Source organism: Pseudomonas sp. 22085 (assembly GCF_052045815.1).
Lineage (GTDB): Bacteria > Pseudomonadota > Gammaproteobacteria > Pseudomonadales > Pseudomonadaceae > Aquipseudomonas > Aquipseudomonas glycinae.
This window is the reverse complement of sequence record NZ_JBQEQA010000031.1, coordinates 16,908-36,409: the sequence shown is the minus strand read 5'-3', so window position 1 is coordinate 36,409 and position 19,502 is coordinate 16,908. Positions and strand designations below refer to the sequence as shown.

At 61.7% G+C, this 19,502-nt stretch carries 13 protein-coding genes; 10 read left to right on the top strand and 3 right to left on the bottom strand.

Annotated features, from left to right (window positions below; genetic code table 11):
• Positions 1–113 precede the first annotated feature (113 nt).
• From lptF to pdxJ, 8 genes are all read left to right on the top strand, one after another.
• A complete protein-coding gene (gene lptF / locus ACTJK7_RS27530; RefSeq protein WP_011332585.1) occupies positions 114–1,235 on the top strand; it encodes an LPS export ABC transporter permease LptF in 1,122 nt (373 codons plus the stop codon).
• The gene (lptG, locus tag ACTJK7_RS27525) at positions 1,228–2,289 is read left to right on the top strand and encodes an LPS export ABC transporter permease LptG (RefSeq protein ID WP_011332586.1); all 1,062 of its coding nucleotides are present in this window, start codon (positions 1,228–1,230) and stop codon (positions 2,287–2,289) included. Before lptF ends, lptG begins: the two co-directional genes overlap by 8 nt.
• Positions 2,290–2,461: 172 nt before the next feature.
• The gene (lepA, locus tag ACTJK7_RS27520; RefSeq protein ID WP_039769508.1) at positions 2,462–4,258 is read left to right on the top strand and encodes a translation elongation factor 4; all 1,797 of its coding nucleotides are present in this window, start codon (positions 2,462–2,464) and stop codon (positions 4,256–4,258) included.
• A 9-nt stretch (positions 4,259–4,267) separates the two neighbouring features.
• Positions 4,268–5,122: a signal peptidase I gene (lepB, locus tag ACTJK7_RS27515; protein WP_064382430.1), complete on the top strand. Its 855-nt coding sequence runs from the start codon at positions 4,268–4,270 to the stop codon at positions 5,120–5,122.
• Between the two features lie 182 nt (positions 5,123–5,304).
• Positions 5,305–5,994, top strand: a complete 690-nt coding sequence (gene rnc, locus ACTJK7_RS27510) for a ribonuclease III (RefSeq protein WP_011332589.1) — start codon at positions 5,305–5,307, stop codon at positions 5,992–5,994.
• A complete protein-coding gene (era, locus tag ACTJK7_RS27505; protein ID WP_011332590.1) occupies positions 5,987–6,889 on the top strand; it encodes a GTPase Era in 903 nt (300 codons plus the stop codon). The genes rnc and era overlap by 8 nt, the downstream gene beginning before the upstream one ends.
• 144 nt (positions 6,890–7,033) lie before the next feature.
• Positions 7,034–7,723, top strand: coding sequence for a DNA repair protein RecO (recO, locus tag ACTJK7_RS27500; protein WP_085654693.1), 690 nt, complete (start codon positions 7,034–7,036; stop codon positions 7,721–7,723).
• 47 nt (positions 7,724–7,770) lie between these two features.
• Positions 7,771–8,514, top strand: coding sequence for a pyridoxine 5'-phosphate synthase (gene pdxJ, locus ACTJK7_RS27495; protein WP_085654695.1), 744 nt, complete (start codon positions 7,771–7,773; stop codon positions 8,512–8,514).
• Positions 8,515–8,567: 53 nt separating this feature from the next.
• Here pdxJ and mltF read toward each other — a convergent pair whose 3' ends face one another.
• Positions 8,568–10,028 (bottom strand): membrane-bound lytic murein transglycosylase MltF, encoded by a 1,461-nt coding sequence (gene mltF / locus ACTJK7_RS27490; RefSeq protein ID WP_108559715.1) that lies wholly within the window; start codon positions 10,026–10,028, stop codon positions 8,568–8,570.
• A 285-nt stretch (positions 10,029–10,313) separates the two neighbouring features.
• Between mltF and purL the strand changes: the two genes are divergently transcribed.
• Both purL and ACTJK7_RS27480 read left to right on the top strand, forming a co-directional pair.
• Entirely contained in the window at positions 10,314–14,210 is a 3,897-nt protein-coding gene (purL, locus tag ACTJK7_RS27485) for a phosphoribosylformylglycinamidine synthase (RefSeq protein WP_108559717.1), read from the top strand.
• A 5-nt stretch (positions 14,211–14,215) separates the two neighbouring features.
• The gene (locus ACTJK7_RS27480) at positions 14,216–14,527 is read left to right on the top strand and encodes a Nif3-like dinuclear metal center hexameric protein (RefSeq protein WP_108563646.1); all 312 of its coding nucleotides are present in this window, start codon (positions 14,216–14,218) and stop codon (positions 14,525–14,527) included.
• A 715-nt stretch (positions 14,528–15,242) separates the two neighbouring features.
• On the opposite strand, the gene nagE is transcribed toward ACTJK7_RS27480, so the two are convergent.
• Entirely contained in the window at positions 15,243–16,961 is a 1,719-nt protein-coding gene (nagE, locus tag ACTJK7_RS27475; RefSeq protein WP_108559720.1) for an N-acetylglucosamine-specific PTS transporter subunit IIBC, read from the bottom strand.
• A 23-nt stretch (positions 16,962–16,984) separates the two neighbouring features.
• Positions 16,985–19,498, bottom strand: a complete 2,514-nt coding sequence (gene ptsP, locus ACTJK7_RS27470) for a phosphoenolpyruvate--protein phosphotransferase (protein WP_323151136.1) — start codon at positions 19,496–19,498, stop codon at positions 16,985–16,987.
• Between the last annotated feature and the right edge of the window lie 4 nt (positions 19,499–19,502).

The following is a 19,502-nucleotide window of genomic DNA, read 5'->3' as shown; positions in this document are numbered from 1 at the left end:
CGCCCTCAATCACAGGATAATGCCGCATCTTTTTTCGACGGCTCTGCCTTGCGGGCCCGTCGATACGTTTGCTTGTTTGGCCGCCTTAGCCTGACAACCCTGGAGTGTCTGGTTTGATCGTCTTCCGTTATCTGTCCCGCGAAGTCCTGTTGACCCTGAGTGCGGTAAGCGCCGTGCTGCTGGTCATCATCATGAGCGGTCGCTTCATCAAATACCTTGCCCAGGCCGCCGCGGGCCAGCTCGATCCGGGATCGCTGTTCCTGATCATGGGCTATCGCCTGCCGGGCTTCATGCAGTTGATCCTGCCGCTGGGGCTGTTCCTCGGGATTCTGCTGGCGTACGGCCGGCTGTACCTCGAAAGCGAGATGACCGTGCTTTCGGCCACCGGCATGAGTCAGCAGCGGTTGTTCCGCATGACCCTGTTTCCGGCCACCCTGGTAGCTGTGGTGGTGGCCTGGCTGAGCTTGAGCCTGGCACCGCAAGGCGCCAACCAGTTCCAGCTGCTGCTGAACAAACAGGATGCCCTGACCGAATTCGACACCCTCGAGCCGGGCCGTTTCCAGGCCTTGCGCGACGGTACGCGGGTGACCTACACCGAAACCCTCAGCGATGACCGGGTCAACCTCGGCAGCGTATTCATCTCGCAGAAGAACCTCGGTGCCAACCAGAAAGATCGCGGGATTTCCGTGCTGGTAGCTGAAAAGGGTCGCCAGGAAGTGCGTCCCGACGGCAATCGCTACCTGATTCTCGACAACGGCTACCGTTACGACGGCAGCCCGGGTCAGGCCAACTATCGCGCCATCCACTACGAAACCTACGGCGTGCTGCTGCCCAAGCCGGATGTCAGCGAGGAAGTCACCGACCGTGACGCCATGCCGACCTCGTCCCTGCTCGGCAGTGACGACATTCGCTCGAAAACCGAACTGCAATGGCGCCTGTCGCTGCCGTTGCTGGTGTTCATCGTGACCCTGATGGCGGTGCCGCTGTCGCGGGTCAACCCGCGTCAGGGGCGTTTCCTCAAGCTGCTGCCGGCGATTCTTCTTTATATGGCTTACCTGACCATCCTGATTGCCGCCCGCGGCGCCCTCGAGAAAGGCAAGATTCCACCGGCGCTCGGCTTGTGGTGGGTGCATGCGATCTTCCTGACGATCGGTCTCGGTCTGTTGTACTGGGAGCCTTTGCGCCTGAAGCTGGCCAGCCGTCGCAGCGCAGCGCTGGAGGTGGCCCGTGGTTAAACTCGACCGCTACATCGGCAGCAGCGTGTTCATCGCGATCATCGCGGTGCTGGCGATCATTCTCGGCCTGGCCACCTTGTTTGCGTTCATCGACGAGATGGGCGATGTCAGTGACACCTACACCCTGGTCGATGTCCTGAGTTTCGTGCTCCTGACCGCGCCGCGCCGGCTCTACGACATGCTGCCGATGGCGGCGCTGATCGGCTGCCTGATCGGCCTTGGCAGTCTGGCGAGCAGCAGCGAGCTGACCGTGATGCGCGCCGCCGGTGTCTCCATCGGGCGTATCGTCTGGGCGGTGATGAAGCCGATGCTGGTACTGATGCTGGCCGGTGTGCTGATCGGCGAATACGTGGCCCCAGCCACCGAAAGCATGGCCCAGGCCAACCGTTCGCTGGCGCAAGGCAGCGGCGACGCGCAAAGCGCCAAGCACGGCATGTGGCACCGCCAGGGTGACGAGTTCATTCACATCAACTCCGTGCAACCCAACGGTCGTCTGTATGGTGTGACCCGCTATCACTTCGACAAAGAGCGCCATCTGCTCAGTTCGAGCTTCGCCAAGCGCGCCGAGTTCGACACCGATCACTGGCAGCTGACCGACGTGACCACCACCAAATTTCACGAGCGCAGCACCGAAGTGGTCAATACGCCGGTCGAGCGCTGGGATGTCTCGCTGAGCCCGCAATTGCTGAGCACTGTAGTGATGGCGCCGGAATCGCTGTCGATCACCGGTCTGTGGGGTTACATCCACTATCTGGCCGATCAGGGTCTGAGCAACGGTCGTTACTGGCTGGCATTTTGGGTCAAGGTGTTGCAGCCGCTGGTGACCGCTGCGCTGGTACTGATGGCGATTTCCTTCATCTTCGGTCCGCTGCGTTCGGTGACCCTCGGTCAGCGGGTGTTCACCGGTGTGCTGGTGGGCTTTACCTTCCGCATCGTTCAGGATCTGCTGGGCCCATCCAGTCTGGTGTTCGGCTTCTCGCCGCTGTTCGCGGTGCTGGTGCCGGCTGGCGTGTGTGCGCTGGCGGGTGTCTGGCTGTTGCGTCGAGCCGGTTGATGAACCAGGTTGCACCCACGCTTTAGCCGTGAAAACGCCTCGGTCGCCAGACCGGGGCGTTTTTGCATGCAATCCGGGTGACAGGCGAACGTGACGCTTGCGCCGTGTATCAGGTACAATTCCCGGCTATTTTTCGGCGGGCCAAGCCTGCAGCCTTTTTGAGTGTTGATCCGTGAGTGATTTGAGTCATATCCGCAATTTCTCCATCATCGCCCACATTGACCATGGCAAGTCGACGCTGGCTGACCGTTTCATCCAGATGTGCGGCGGCCTGGCCGAGCGTGAAATGGAAGCCCAGGTACTGGATTCCATGGATCTGGAGCGCGAACGCGGGATCACCATCAAGGCCCACAGCGTCACCCTCTATTACAAGGCCAAAGATGGCGTCACCTACCAGCTGAACTTCATTGACACCCCGGGTCACGTCGACTTCACCTACGAAGTCAGCCGTTCCCTGGCGGCCTGTGAAGGTGCGTTGCTGGTGGTCGATGCGGGGCAGGGCGTTGAAGCCCAGTCCGTGGCCAACTGCTACACCGCCATCGAGCAGGGCCTTGAGGTCATGCCGGTGCTGAACAAGATCGACCTGCCACAGGCCGAGCCTGATCGCGTCAAGGACGAGATCGAGAAGATCATCGGCATCGACGCCACCGACGCCGTCACCTGCAGCGCCAAGACCGGCCTTGGTGTCGACGAAGTGCTCGAACGTCTGGTTGCTACCATTCCTGCGCCGACCGGCAATATCGAAGATCCGCTGCAGGCGTTGATCATCGACTCCTGGTTCGACAATTACCTGGGCGTTGTCTCCCTGGTGCGCGTGCGTCACGGCCGCGTGAAGAAGGGCGACAAGATCCTGGTGAAGTCCACCGGCAAGGTGCATCTGGTCGACAGTGTTGGCGTATTCAACCCGAAACACACCGCCACCGCTGACCTGAAGGCCGGCGAAGTGGGCTTCATCATCGCCAGCATCAAGGACATTCACGGTGCGCCGGTCGGTGACACCCTGACCCTGAGCTCCACGCCGGACGTTCCGGTGCTGCCAGGTTTCAAACGCATCCAGCCGCAGGTTTACGCCGGTCTGTTCCCGGTCAGCTCCGACGACTTCGAGGACTTCCGCGAAGCGCTGCAGAAACTGACCCTGAACGACTCGTCGCTGCAATACACCCCGGAAAGCTCCGACGCACTGGGCTTCGGCTTCCGTTGCGGCTTCCTCGGCATGCTGCACATGGAGATCATCCAGGAGCGCCTGGAGCGCGAGTACGACCTGGACCTGATCACCACGGCGCCGACGGTAATCTTCGAACTGGTGCTGAAAACCGGTGAAACGATTTACGTCGACAACCCGTCGAAGCTGCCGGACGTCTCGTCGATCGAAGACATGCGCGAGCCAATCGTGCGCGCCAACATCCTGGTGCCGCAGGAACACCTGGGCAACGTCATCACCCTGTGCATCGAGAAACGCGGTGTGCAGGTCGACATGCTGTTCCTCGGCAATCAGGTCCAGGTGACCTACGACCTGCCGATGAACGAAGTGGTCCTCGACTTCTTCGACCGTCTGAAATCCACCAGCCGCGGCTATGCTTCGCTGGACTACCATTTCGATCGTTACCAATCGGCTAATCTGGTGAAACTGGACGTGCTGATCAACGGCGACAAGGTCGACGCTCTGGCGCTGATCGTGCACCGTGACAATTCGCACTTCAAAGGTCGCCAGTTGACCGAGAAGATGAAAGAACTGATTCCTCGTCAGATGTTCGACGTGGCCATCCAGGCTGCCATTGGCGGTCAGATCGTCGCCCGGACAACCGTCAAGGCACTCAGAAAGAACGTATTGGCCAAGTGCTACGGCGGCGACGTCAGCCGTAAGAAAAAACTGCTTGAGAAGCAGAAGGCCGGTAAAAAACGCATGAAACAGGTCGGCAACGTGGAAATCCCGCAAGAAGCCTTCCTCGCCGTGCTCAGGTTGGAATAGTCAGGTCCTATGTCACTAAATTTCCCGCTGTTGCTGGTCATTGCCGTGTTCGTCTGCGGTCTGTTGGCGTTGCTCGATCTGTTGATCCTGGCACCGCGTCGGCGTGCCGCCATCGCTTCCTATCAGGGCAGCGTCAGCCAGCCTGACGTGGTGGTGGTCGAGAAGCTGAACAAGGAACCGCTGCTGGTCGAGTACGGCAAGTCGTTCTTCCCGGTGCTGTTCATCGTGCTGGTGCTGCGTTCGTTCCTGGTGGAGCCGTTCCAGATTCCGTCCGGCTCGATGAAACCGACCCTGGACGTCGGCGACTTCATTCTGGTGAACAAGTTTTCCTACGGGATCCGTTTGCCGGTGATCGACAAGAAGATCATCGAAGTCGGTGACCCGCAGCGCGGCGATGTGATGGTGTTCCGTTACCCGAGCGACCCGAACGTCAACTACATCAAGCGTGTGGTCGGCCTGCCGGGCGATACGGTGAGGTACACCGCCGACAAGCGTCTGTTCGTCAACGGCGAGTCGATTGCCGAACAACTGGTCGGCTCCGAGCCGGGCACGCTGGGCAGTGCGGAACTCTACAAGGAAAAACTCGGCGCCGCCGAGCACCTGATCCGCAAGGAAATGAGCCGCTACCGCGCCACGCCGGACCATACCTGGACCGTGCCGGCCGGGCACTATTTCATGATGGGCGACAACCGCGACAACTCGAACGACAGTCGCTACTGGGATGATCCGAACATTCCCAAGGACCTGCTGGGCATGGTTCCCGACCAGAACATTGTCGGCAAGGCCTTCGCGGTCTGGATGAGCTGGCCGGAACCGAAACTCAGCCACCTGCCGAACTTCTCGCGGGTCGGCCTGATCAAGTAAACAAACACGGCGCTGTTGACCACAGCGCCGAATGCATTTCTGGCGTCGGCACAACCGGCTCCGGGGCATGAAGCCACGATATTCAGGACGTCATTTTTGAACACAGCGTTAATTGTCCCAAGCCTGCGCCGTATCCCGGCGATGGCAGTGGAATCCAGCCACGAACTCAGCGTGGGTAAACCGTGAGCGTTTCTCTAAGCCGTCTCGAGCGTCAGCTCGGTTACACCTTCAAGGACCAGGAACTGATGGTCCTGGCCCTTACGCACCGCAGCTTTGCCGGACGCAACAACGAGCGTCTGGAATTCCTCGGCGATGCGATCCTCAACTTTGTTGCCGGCGAAGCCTTGTTCGACCGTTTCCCGCTGGCGCGCGAAGGCCAGTTGTCGCGTTTGCGCGCACGGCTGGTAAAAGGTGAGACGCTGGCGGTGCTGGCCCGCGGTTTCGATCTGGGCGATTACCTGCGTCTGGGTTCCGGCGAATTGAAGAGCGGCGGTTTCCGTCGCGAGTCGATCCTGGCCGACGCCCTTGAAGCACTGATCGGTGCGATCTACCTCGACGCCGGCATGGAAGTCGCCCGCGAGCGCGTACTGGCCTGGCTGGCCGGCGAGTTCGAAGGCCTGACGCTGGTCGACACCAACAAGGATCCGAAGACCCGCCTGCAGGAATTCCTGCAATCGCGCGGCTGCGAACTGCCGCGTTATGAAGTGGTGGACATCCAGGGCGAGCCGCACTGCCGTACCTTCTTCGTCGAGTGCGAAGTTGTCCTATTGAATGAAAAAAGTCGGGGTCAGGGTGTGAGCCGTCGCATTGCCGAACAGGTAGCGGCCGCCGCAGCACTGATTGCCCTGGGTGTGGAGAATGGCAATGACTGATACAAACGCAACGCGCTGTGGCTATGTTGCCATCGTCGGCCGTCCCAACGTGGGCAAGTCCACGCTGTTGAACCACATCCTCGGCCAGAAGCTGGCGATCACTTCGCGCAAGCCGCAGACGACTCGCCACAACATGCTCGGGATCAAGACCGAGGGCGACGTGCAGGCGATCTACGTCGACACCCCCGGCATGCACAAGGGTGGCGAAAAGGCCCTGAACCGCTACATGAACAAGACCGCTTCAGCGGCGTTGAAAGACGTCGACGTGGTGATCTTCGTGGTCGATCGCACCAAGTGGACCGAAGAAGACCAGATGGTGCTGGAGCGCGTGCAGTACGTGACCGGCCCGCTGATCGTCGCGCTGAACAAGACCGACCGCATCGAAGACAAGGCCGAGCTGATGCCGCACCTGTCGTGGTTGCAGGAACAGCTGCCGAACGCGCAGATCATTCCAATCTCGGCGCAGCAGGGGCACAACCTCGACGCGCTGGAAAAGGTTATCGCCGATCATCTGCCGGAGAACGATCACTTCTTCCCGGAAGACCAGATCACCGACCGCAGCAGCCGCTTCCTCGCCGCCGAACTGGTGCGCGAGAAGATCATGCGCCAGCTCGGCGCCGAGCTGCCGTACCAGATCACCGTGGAAATCGAAGAGTTCAAGCAGCAGGGTGCGACGCTGCACATTCATGCGCTGATCCTCGTCGAGCGTGACGGCCAGAAGAAAATCATCATTGGCGACAAGGGCGAGCGCATCAAGCGCATCGGCACCGAGGCGCGCAAGGACATGGAGCTGCTGTTCGACTCCAAGATCATGCTCAACCTGTGGGTCAAGGTGAAGGGCGGCTGGTCCGACGACGAGCGTGCGCTGCGTTCGCTGGGTTACGGCGACCTGTAACACCGGTTTTCTGCTACACCAGAGAACCCCCTGTGGGAGCGGGCTTGCCCGCGATGAGGATGTAATGTTCGGCAGNCGCGGGCAAGCCCGCTCCCACATTTGGTTTATGTTGATCTCAAGCCTGCATTCCTCCAGCGAGACACCATGTCCTCAACCCCGCCTCCCGCCCAACCCGCCTACGTCCTCCACTCACGCGCCTACCGCGAAACCAGCGCGCTGGTGGACTTCCTCACGCCGCAAGGTCGGCTGCGGGCGGTGTTGCGCAGCGCGCGGGGCAAGGCCGGGACGCTGGCGCGGCCATTCGTGCCGCTGGAAGTGGAGTTTCGCGGCAAAGGTGAGTTGAAGAATGTCGGGCGCATGGAGAGTGTCGGGAATGCAACCTGGATGGTCGGCGAGGCGCTGTTCAGCGGCTTGTATCTCAATGAGCTGCTGATTCGCCTGTTGCCCGCCGAAGATCCGCATCCTGCGGTGTTCGATCATTACGCTGCCACGTTGCTGGCATTGGCCGAAGGGCGGCCACTGGAGCCGCTGCTGCGTTCCTTCGAATGGCGGCTGCTCGACGATCTCGGTTACGGTTTTTCCCTGAATACCGATATCAACGAGGATCCCATCGCTGCGGATGGCCTCTACCGCTTGCAGGTGGATGCCGGGCTCGAGCGGGTCTACCTGTTGCAACCCGGTCTGTTCAACGGCACCGAACTGCTGGCCATGGCCGAAGCCGACTGGTCGGCTCCCGGCGCGTTGTCCGCCGCCAAGCGACTGATGCGCCAAGCCTTGGCGGTGCATCTGGGCGGTCGTCCCCTCGTCAGTCGCGAGCTGTTTCGCAAGCCCTGATCTCGCCGTATGCTGTGCGCCGAATCTTTCCCTTCAGGAGCGCATCCGTGACCACCAGCAATCGCATTCTTCTTGGCGTGAACATCGACCACGTCGCCACCCTGCGTCAGGCCCGTGGTACGCGCTATCCGGATCCGGTCAAGGCTGCGCTGGACGCGGAAGAGGCGGGCGCCGACGGCATCACCGTGCACCTGCGCGAAGACCGTCGGCACATTCAGGAACGCGACGTGCTGCTGCTCAAGGACGTGCTGCAAACCCGCATGAACTTCGAAATGGGCGTCACCGAAGAAATGATGGCGTTCGCCGAGCGCATCCGTCCGGCGCACATCTGTCTGGTGCCGGAGACCCGTCAGGAGCTGACCACCGAAGGCGGTCTGGATGTGGCGGGGCAGGAAGAGCGAATCAGAGCGGCGGTCGAACGTTTGTCGAAGATCGGCAGCGAAGTGTCGCTGTTCATCGACGCCGACGAGCGGCAGATTGCTGCGTCGAAGCGCGTCGGCGCACCGGCCATCGAATTGCACACCGGGCGTTACGCCGATGCCGAAACGCCGACCGAAGTGGCTGAAGAACTCAAGCGTGTGGCGGACGGCGTGGCCTTCGGTCTGGCCCAGGGCCTGATCGTCAATGCCGGCCATGGCCTGCACTATCACAACGTCGAGGCGGTTGCCGCGATCAAGGGCATCAACGAGCTGAACATCGGTCATGCGCTGGTGGCGCATGCGTTGTTCGTAGGTTTCAAGTCGGCGGTGTCTGAGATGAAGACGTTGATTCTGGCGGCTGCCAAACACTAAGTATCAACATCCTGTGGGAGCAAACTTGCTCCCACATTTGTTTTGGGGATGGGTTAAAGCGGGGCGGGCTCTTGAGCGGGTTTCGACTTGTCGATCCCCGGCACATGCAGATTGCCCTCGGCCACCTGATCGCCTTCAAGCTGCGGCTGGGTCACCCAGGTGAGGATGTCGTAGTAGCGACGGATGTTCGCCACGAAATGCACCGGTTCGCCGCCTCGGGCATAGCCGTAGCGGGTCTTGCTGTACCACTGCTTCTGCGACAGGCGCGGCAGGATCTTTTTCACATCCAGCCACTTGTCCGGGTTCAACCCTTCCTTGGCCGCCAGTTTGCGCGCGTCATCCAGATGACCGCTGCCGACGTTGTAGGCCGCCAGGGCAAACCAGGTGCGATCCGGCTCCTGGATCGACTCGTCGAGCTGATCCTTCATGTAGGCCAGGTACTTGGCGCCACCCATGATGCTCTGCTTCGGATCGAGGCGGTTGGACACGCCCATGGCCTGAGCGGTGTTCTGGGTCAGCATCATCAGCCCGCGCACACCGGTCTTCGAGGTGACCGCCGGTTGCCACAGCGACTCCTGATAGCCGATCGCCGCCAGCAGGCGCCAGTCGACTTTCTCTTTCTTGGCGTAGGTCTTGAAGTGTTGTTCATATTTGGGCAGCCGCTGCTGCAAGTGCTGGGCGAAGGTGGTGGCGCCCATGTAGCCAAGAACGTCGACGTGGCCGTAGTAGCGGTCCTTCAGGCGTTGCAGGGTGCCGTTCTTCTGCACCTTGTCCAGGTAACTGTTGATCTCGTTGAGCAGGCTGTTGTCTTCGCCGGCGGCCACGGCCCAGCTCTGGCTGCGGGCGTCGCCGAGGTCGAAGGCCACGCGGATGTTGGTGAAGTACACCTGGTTCATCGCCACTTCGTTGGAATCGACCAGGGTCAGATCGATCTGGCCTTCGTCGACCATGCGCAGCAGGTCGACCACTTCAACGGCGTCGGACTCTTCGTACTGGATGCCAGGATATTTCTGTTTCAGCTCCGCCAGTTGTTCGGCATGGGTGCTGCCCTTGAGCACCATGATCTTTTTGCCCACCAGATCGCCGGCGTCGGTGGGGCGTGACTGTCCGTTGCGATAGATGATCTGCGGGGTGACTTCGAGGTAGGAGCGCGAGAAGCGCACCTGCTTCTTGCGCTGCTCGCTGCTGACCAGGCCGGCGGCCGCAAGTACCGGGCCGTTCGGCTTGCCGACCTGGTTGAACAGGTCGTCGAGGTTGTCGGCGGTCTCGATCTTCAGCTCGACCCCCAAATCGTCGGCGAAGCGCTTCACCAGCTCGTATTCGAAGCCGGTTTCACCGCTGCGATCCTGAAAGTAGGTGGCGGGGCTGTTTCGGGTGACCACCCGCAGCACGCCATCCTCCTTTACGCGCTCGAGTGTGTTGGGTTTATCAACACAGCCACTGAGCATCAGGAAGAGTCCGGTAGCGATCAGCCATTTGGCGTATCGCGGACGCAAAGCCGTTGGGGAAAACATGTGCGCAGTATACGCAAAGGACAACGGGCGCCATATCTCGACAGTGGCGGGGTTGTCTGCTAGGCATCACAAAACCGCGCGAAACCCCGCAGAAACGGGCCCGAAAGGCATTTTGTGACAGAAAAAATAACCCGCCTTGCGACACCTCATAAATTTGACCCTCAAGGCAGGAACACCACTCGACATCCGGGTGCAACCGTGCGTAGCGTTTCGGGTGATGTTGAGGGCGGTTTAGGCTAGAATGCACGGCCTCAAAGCACACCCCTTCCCGAGGCTGTCCCGAAGATGTTGATCCTGCGCGGCGCTCCTGCCCTTTCTGCCTTTCGCCACAGCAAACTCCTTGAGCAACTGAGCCAGAAGGTTCCAGCTGTCAGTGGCCTGTATGCTGAATTCGCTCACTTCGCCGAAGTCACCGGCGTCCTGACCGGCGACGAACAGCAGGTGCTTGCGCGCCTTCTGAAGTACGGTCCAAGCGTTCCGGTTCAAGAGCCTACCGGTCGTCTGTTCCTGGTGTTGCCGCGTTTCGGCACCATCTCGCCATGGTCGAGCAAGGCCAGCGACATCGCCCGCAATTGCGGCCTGAGCAAGATCCAGCGTCTGGAGCGCGGCATCGCGTTCTACGTCGCCGGCCAGTTCAGCGAAACCGAAGCGCAGCAGATTGCAGACGTACTGCATGACCGCATGACGCAGATCGTTCTGGCCAACCTCGAGCAGGCCGCCGGTCTGTTCAGCCACGCCGAACCGAAGCCGCTGACCGCCATCGACATCCTCGGCGGCGGTCGCGCCGCGCTGGAAAAAGCCAACGTCGAACTGGGCCTGGCCCTGGCCGAAGACGAGATCGATTACCTGGTCAACGCCTTCAACGGTCTCAAGCGTAACCCCCACGACATCGAACTGATGATGTTCGCCCAGGCCAACTCCGAGCACTGCCGCCACAAGATCTTCAACGCCAGTTGGGATATTGACGGCGAGAGCCAGGAAAAAAGCCTGTTCGGCATGATCAAGAACACCTATCAGATGCACAGCGAAGGCGTGCTGTCCGCTTACAAGGACAACGCTTCGGTGATCGTCGGCAACGTCGCCGGCCGCTTCTTCCCGGATCCGGAAACCCGCCAGTACGGCGCGGTGCAGGAGCCGGTGCACATCCTGATGAAGGTTGAAACCCACAACCACCCGACCGCGATCGCACCGTTCCCGGGCGCGTCCACCGGTTCCGGTGGCGAGATCCGCGACGAAGGTGCAACCGGTCGTGGCGCCAAGCCGAAAGCCGGCCTGACCGGTTTCACCGTGTCGAACCTGCAGATCCCTGGCTTCGAACAGCCGTGGGAAGTGCCGTACGGCAAGCCTGAGCGCATCGTCAACGCGCTGGATATCATGATCGAAGGCCCGCTGGGCGGCGCTGCGTTCAACAACGAATTCGGTCGTCCGGCCCTGACCGGCTACTTCCGGACCTTCGAACAATCGATCACCACTCCGCACGGTGACGAAGTTCGCGGTTACCACAAGCCGATCATGCTGGCTGGCGGCATGGGCAACATCCGTGAAGAGCACGTCAAGAAAGGCGAGATCGTTGTCGGCTCCAAGCTGATCGTGCTCGGCGGCCCGGCGATGCTGATCGGTCTGGGCGGCGGCGCTGCTTCCTCCATGGCCACCGGCACCAGCTCGGCGGATCTGGACTTCGCTTCGGTTCAGCGTGAAAACCCTGAAATGGAACGTCGCTGCCAGGAAGTCATCGACCGTTGCTGGCAGCTGGGTGACAAGAACCCGATCAGCTTCATCCACGACGTGGGTGCGGGCGGTCTGTCCAACGCCTTCCCGGAACTGGTCAACGACGGTGACCGCGGTGGCCGTTTCGAACTGCGCAACATTCCAAACGACGAGCCGGGCATGGCCCCGCACGAAATCTGGTCCAACGAATCCCAGGAACGTTACGTTCTGGCAGTCGGCCCGGCCGACTTCGAGCGCTTCAAGGCGATCTGCGAACGTGAGCGTTGCCCGTTTGCCGTTGTCGGTGAAGCCACCGCCGAGCCGCAACTGACCGTGACCGACAGCCACTTCGGCAACAACCCGGTGGACATGCCACTGGAAGTGTTGCTGGGCAAGGCCCCGCGCATGCACCGTTCGGTGGTTCGCGAAGCCGAGCTGGGCGATGACTTCGATCCGTCGAACCTCGACATCGGCGAAAGCATCGAACGCGTCCTGCACCACCCGGCCGTGGCGAGCAAAAGCTTCCTGATCACCATCGGCGACCGCACCATCACCGGCCTCGTGGCCCGTGACCAGATGGTCGGCCCCTGGCAGGTTCCGGTGGCCGACGTTGCCGTCACTGCCACCAGCTTCGACGTCTACACCGGTGAAGCGATGGCGATGGGCGAGCGCACTCCGCTGGCGCTGCTGGACGCTCCGGCGTCGGGCCGCATGGCCATCGGCGAAACCCTGACCAACATTGCCGCCTCGCGCATCAACAAGCTCTCCGACATCAAACTGTCGGCGAACTGGATGTCCGCTGCCGGCCATCCGGGCGAAGACGCGCGTCTGTACGACACCGTGAAAGCGGTCGGCATGGAACTGTGCCCTGAGCTGGGCATCACCATCCCGGTCGGCAAGGACTCCATGTCCATGGCCACCCGCTGGAACGACAACGGCGAAGACAAGACCGTCACCTCGCCAATGTCCCTGATCGTGACCGGTTTCGCGCCAGTGGCTGACATCCGTCAGACTCTGACTCCGGAACTGCGCATGGACAAGGGCACCACCGACCTGATCCTGATCGACCTCGGTCGCGGTCAGAACCGCATGGGCGCCTCGATCCTGGCGCAGGTTCACGGCAAGCTCGGCAAGCAGGCGCCGGACGTCGACGACGCCGAAGACCTGAAAGCGTTCTTCGCAGTGATCCAGGGCCTCAACGCCGACGGTCACCTGCTGGCTTACCACGACCGTTCCGACGGTGGTCTGCTGACCTCCGTGGTGGAAATGGCCTTCGCCGGTCACTGCGGTCTGAGCCTGAACCTGGACAGCGTTGCCGAAAGCTCCGCTGAAATCGCCGCCATCCTGTTCAACGAAGAACTGGGTGCCGTGATCCAGGTTCGCCAGGACGCCACCCCGGACATCCTCGCCCAATTCAGCGCTGCCGGTCTGGGCGACTGCGTGTCGGTGATCGGTCAGCCGATCAACAACGGTCAGATCAACATCACCTTCAACGGTGACACCGTGTTCGAGGGCCAGCGTCGTCTGCTGCAACGTCAGTGGGCCGAGACCAGCTACCAGATCCAGCGTCTGCGCGACAACGCCGACTGCGCCGAGCAAGAGTTCGATGCGCTGCTGGAAGAAGACAACCCGGGCCTGAGCGTCAAGCTGAGCTACGACGTCAACCAGGACATCGCCGCGCCTTACATCAAGAAAGGCATCCGCCCACAGGTTGCCGTGCTGCGTGAGCAGGGCGTCAACGGTCAGGTGGAAATGGCGGCAGCGTTCGACCGCGCCGGTTTCAACGCGATCGACGTGCACATGAGCGACATTCTGGCCGGCCGTGTCGACCTGAACGAGTTCAAAGGTCTGGTGGCCTGCGGTGGTTTCTCCTACGGCGACGTTCTCGGCGCCGGTGAAGGCTGGGCCAAGTCCGCACTGTTCAACAGCCGTGCCCGCGATGCGTTCCAGGGCTTCTTCGAGCGTAACGACAGCTTCACGCTCGGCGTGTGCAACGGTTGCCAGATGATGTCCAACCTGCACGAGCTGATCCCGGGCAGCGAGTTCTGGCCGCACTTCGTACGCAACCGCTCCGAGCAGTTCGAAGCGCGCGTGGCGATGGTTCAGGTTCAGGAATCGAACTCGATCTTCCTGCAGGGCATGGCCGGTTCGCGCATGCCGATCGCCATCGCTCACGGTGAAGGCCATGCCGAATTCGAAAGCGAAGAGGCACTGCTCGAAGCCGATCTGTCCGGTTGCGTGGCGATGCGTTTCGTCGACAACCACGGCAAGGTCACCGAAGCCTACCCGGCCAACCCGAACGGTTCGCCGCGCGGGATCACCGGCCTCACCAGCCGCGACGGTCGCGTGACGATCATGATGCCGCACCCGGAGCGCGTGTTCCGCGCCGTGCAGAACTCGTGGCGTTCGGAAGACTGGAACGAAGACGCACCCTGGATGCGTATGTTCCGTAATGCTCGTGTGTGGGTGAACTAAGCGCTGTGTACAAGCTCGCGTTTTTTGTTCCCGACAGTCATGTCGAGGTGGTCAAGGAGGCTGTATTCGCTGCCGGTGGTGGGCGGATCGGTGACTATGACCACTGTGCCTGGCAGGTGCTTGGATCTGGTCAGTTTCGGCCTTTGGACGGGAGTCAGCCGTTCGTGGGTGAGACGGGGCGGGTTGAGCAGGTCGAGGAGTGGAAGGTTGAACTTGTTGTTGGTGATGAGTTGATTCGTGGGGTGGTGGCGGCTTTGAAGGCTAGCCATCCTTACGAGACGCCGGCTTATGAGGTTTGGCGGTTGGAGGGTTTTTGATCTTCCTTGGCTGCTGAAACGGGAAACCCGCTGAGAGTGATTTCAGCGGGTTTTTTGGTTTTTTGGGTTTGGGTTTGGGATTGAGTGAATATCCGTTGCTGCGGTAACGGCTTCTTATGGTTTCGCCCTTACGGCGAGTCACTTTTTTCAAACGCCAAAAAAGTAACCAAAAACGCTGGGCCCCGGCGTTCGGCACCTCGCTTTGGCTCGGTGTTCCTTCGTTCCGGGATTCATCCGGGGGCATCGCCTACGGTTTGCTTCGCTGCACCTCCTCTCGATGCATGCGGCTGCGCCGCACGGTCGCTGCGCTCCCACCCCCGGATGAATCCCTCCACTCAGCCTGCCGATGGGGCCGGCACGTCAAGAGCGGTACTCGAGCTAACGCTCATCGTGTTGAGTGGTGGGAAGCGGGAAGCGGGAAGCGGGAAGCAGGAAGCAGGAAGCAGGAAGCAGGAAGCAGGAAGCAGGAAGCAAAAGGTAGCTGTGTACTGCTTGATCGTTCCCACGCTCCGCGTGGGAATGCAGCCCGGGACGCTCCGCGTTCCATTTTCGAATGTTTAAAGATGTGTGGGATTTACCGAATCTTCCCATTTGGTTTGAGCTTGCCCCTCGGAAGCTCCGGTCCAGCGGTGGTTGCTTCAAATGAAACAGGAAACCCGGCCTAGGCCGGGTCTCTTGTTTGTAATCGCTTCAAGTCAAAACTTGATGGCAACCATCAGACCTTGGCACTCACCTCACTCCGATTAACCAACCCCTCAAGCGCCGCACTCAGACTCTGTGCCCGCTCGCCCACCAGCAAGTGCCACACGCCATCCTCCAGCGCGCTCACGCCCAGACATCCAAGCTCTTTCAATCGGCTTTCCGACAGTGCTTTGCCATCGGCCAGTTGCAGGCGGATCCGGCTCATGGCGATGCAGTCGAGTTGCAGCACGTTGTCGCTGCCGCCCAGGGCGTTCAGCCATTGCTGGGCCTGCGGTGCGGCTATAGCAACGGGCTCGCTGGTTTCGACGACGGCGACAGGAGCAGTCGTCGCTGCGGCTCGGCCCAATGCGGGCATCGCCAGGCGGATTTCGTCGGCAATGCTGTCGGCCATCGGCCCGACAACCACCTGCAGGCTCCCGCTCTTGCCCGGACGTACCACGGCCATCGCGCCCAGTGCTTTCAAGTCCGCATCGGAGGCTTTGTTGCGATCGACCATTTCCAGTCGCAGTCGCGTGGTGCAGGCGCCGACGGTGAGCAGATTCTCGGCACCTCCCAAGGCTTTTATGTACGCAGCGGCGCGCTCGTTTTCTGTCAGCACGGATTTCTCGGCAGTGGCGACGTCTTCACGTCCCGGGGTTTTCAGGTTGAAGCGGCGGATACAGAAGTCGAACACCGCGTAATAGATGACGGCATAAACCAGTCCTACCGGCACCACCAGCCAGCCGTTGGTCGAACGTCCCCAGCCCAGCACCATGTCGATGAAGCCGCCGGAGAAGGTGAAGCCCAAGTGGATGTTCAGTGCGTTGGTGATTGCCATCGACAACCCGGTCAGCAGCGCGTGCAGCAAAAACAGCAGCGGTGCGAGGAACATGAAGGCGAATTCGATCGGTTCGGTGACGCCGGTGAGGAACGCGGTCAGGGCCATCGACAGGAAGATCCCGCCCATGACTTTGCGCCGCTCCGGCAGGGCGTTGCGGTACATCGCCAGGCAGGCGGCGGGGAGGCCGAAGATCATGACCGGGAACATGCCGGTCATGAACTGGCCGCCTTTCGGGTCGCCGGCAAAGTAGCGGGACAGGTCGCCGGTGACCAGTGCGCCGGTGGTCGGGTCGGTGAAGTTGCCAAACACGAACCACGCCATGTTGTTGAGGATGTGGTGCAGGCCGGTGACGATCAGCAGGCGGTTGAACACGCCGAAGACGAAGGCGCCGAAGCTGCCGCTTTCCATCAGCAGGGTGCCGAAGCTGTTGATGCCATGCTGGATCGGCGGCCAGATGTAGCCGAACAGCACGCCCAGGCCGACTGCGCTGAACCCGGTGACGATGGGCACGAAACGCCGGCCGCCGAAGAATGCCAGGTACTCCGGCAGCTTGATGTCCTTGAAGCGGTTGTACAGCGCGCCGGCCATCAGGCCGCTGACGATCCCGGCGAGCATGCCCATGTTGATGCTGGCGTCGAGCACTTTGAGGGTGGAGATCATCACCAGGTAACCGATCACCCCGGCGAGGCCGGCGGTCCCGTTGTTGTCACGGGCGAAACCGACCGCGATGCCGATGGCGAAGATCATCGCCAGGTTGGCGAAGATCACCTGGCCGGCGTCGTGGATGATCGCGATGTTCAGCAGGTCGGTGTCGCCCAGGCGCAGCAGCAGGCCGGCGATCGGCAGGATCGCGATCGGCAGCATCAGCGCGCGGCCGAGGCGTTGCAGGCCTTCGATGAAGAGTTGGTACATGGCGTTTGTCCTTGTTGTTTTTGTTAGCGCAGAGGCCAATGTTGATGACAGGCATGACGCACCGCAGCGGCGCTGCTCAGCTTGAGCAAGTCCCGGGCGAGGCGTTGGCATTCGGCTTCGTGCAACTGGCGCACGCGGTCCTTGATTTCACCAATTTGTACCGGGCTCACCGACAGCTCGGTCACGCCCAGACCGATCAAAACCGGCGTCGCCAGCGGATCGGAAGCCAGGGCGCCGCACACGCCGACCCAGCGTTTATGCACCGCCGCGCCTTCGCAGGTCATGGCGATCAGGCGCAGCAGCGCCGGGTGCAAGGCATCGACCCGCGCGGCGAGGCCGGCGTGATCGCGGTCCATGGCCAGGGTGTATTGCGACAGGTCGTTGGTGCCGATGGACAGGAAGTCGGCGTGCTCGGCCAGTTGTTCGGCTTGCAGGGCGGCGGCCGGGACTTCGATCATCACGCCGATTTCCGGACGTTGATTGATGCCCAGTTCCAGACACAGCGCATCGACCCGCTGGCGGATGTGCAGCAGTTCGTCGACTTCGGTGACCATCGGCAGCAGGATCCGGCAGCGCTGCAGCGGGCTGACTTGCAGCAGCGCGCGCAGTTGCTGGTCGAGGATTTCCGGGCGGGCCTGGGCCAGGCGAATGCCGCGCAGGCCGAGTACCGGGTTGGCTTCCACGGGCAGCGGCAGGTAGTCGAGTTGTTTGTCGCCGCCGACGTCGATGGTGCGGATGATCACCGACTTGTCGCCCATGGCATCGATCACAGCTTGATAGGCGGCGCGTTGTTCTTCGACGTCCGGCGCAGTGTGGCGATCGACGAACAGGAACTCGGTGCGCAACAGGCCGACGCCGTCGGCGCCGTTGGCAAATGCATCCGCCGCTTCATGGCTGGAGGCGACGTTGGCGACCACTTCGATGGCCACGCCGTTGCGGGTTTCGGCTGGCAGATGGGCCTGAGCTTGCTGGGCGTCGCGCCGTTGTTGGCGGTCGATCTGCGCTTGTTGGACTTCGGCCAGACGCTCGGCATTCGGCGTCAGTTCGAGGCGACCGCCGTCGGCATCGAGAACCACTGATTGACCTTGAGTTTGATCCAGCAAAACCGAGCCCAGTGCGACCATGCACGGCAAGCCTTTGCCTCGGGCCAGAATCGCCACGTGGGAAGTCGCGCCACCTTCGGCCATGCACAAACCGGCGACGCCTTGCGCGCTCAGTTGCAGCAAATCCGAAGGCGTCAGTTCGTGAGCGGCGACGATGGCGCCGGCCGGCACGTCGTAATGCCAGGCTTCGCCGAGCAGGGCGCGCAGCACCCGTTGCTTGAGGTCGCGCAGATCGTTGGCGCGCTCGGCCAGCAGCGGGCTGCCGGTGTTTTGCAGCACTTGGCATTGCGCATCGATGGACTGGCTCCAGGCGTGAGTCGCCGCCGTGCCGGTTTCAATCGATTGCCGGGCGGCGTCGAGCAGGGCCGGGTCTTCCAGCAAGGCCAGATGCGCGGCGAAGATGGCTTCTTCTTCGACATTGCGCTGTTTTTTCGCCTGGGCGAGGGTGCCGTCGATTTCGCTGCGAACCTGATTCAGCGCCGTGTCGAGAATCTGTAGTTGTTGCTCGGGCTGATGATTGCCGCTGTCGGCTGGCAGGCTGATCGCGTTCAGGCGAAACAGCGGCCCGCCGACCAGACCCGGTGCGGCGCACACGCCGTGCAACACGCCGGCCTCGGCCGGGCGATTGCGTGGAGTGGCGGCAAGCGGTGCAGCGGCGTGATGATCCTCTGGCAGGGCGGTGGCCAGTGCAGCGAGCAAGGCTTGCAGTGCCTCTTGCGCGTCGGAACCCTGACAACGGACCTGCACTTCGTCCTGTTCGCCAATCGCCAGGCCCATCAAACCGATGAGGCTGTTGCACGGTGCCGATTTGCCGGCGAAATGCAGCTGCGACTGGCTCTTGAACCCTTGCGCTGTCTGGCGGATCAACGCCGCCGGGCGCGCATGCAGACCGCCGCGATGGGCGACCTGCACGTGACCGTGAACTTGCGGGCCGCCGAGTTCTTCTGTGTTCGCCGCTGCGCTGTGACGAGCGACGATGTGCAGCAGCGGTTCGCCGACCTTCACCGTTTTCAGGGTGATGGGGCGCGCCTGGAAATCCTGGCTGTTGGTCAGGATCAGCAGGCTGACCAGGCTTTTGCACTGGCGGCCGACCTTGTCCAGGTCATAGCGCAGCAGCGGCTGGCCATTGCTGACCCGCGCGCCTTCCTTGACCAGCATCGAGAACCCTTCGCCCTGCAACTCCACCGTGTCCAGGCCGAGGTGCAGCAACAGCTCGGCGCCGTTGTCGGCGCGCACGGTCAGTGCATGGCCGGTGCGGGCGACGTGGATCACCACCCCGGCGCAGGGCGAATACAGGGTGTCGTTCAGCGGATCAATGGCAATGCCGTCGCCCATCGCGCCGCTGGCGAACACCGCGTCCGGGACTTTGGCGAGCGTGAGCACCGGGCCGCTGAGCGGGGCGCTTAAAGTCAGCTCTTTATTGTTGTTGTGCATGGCT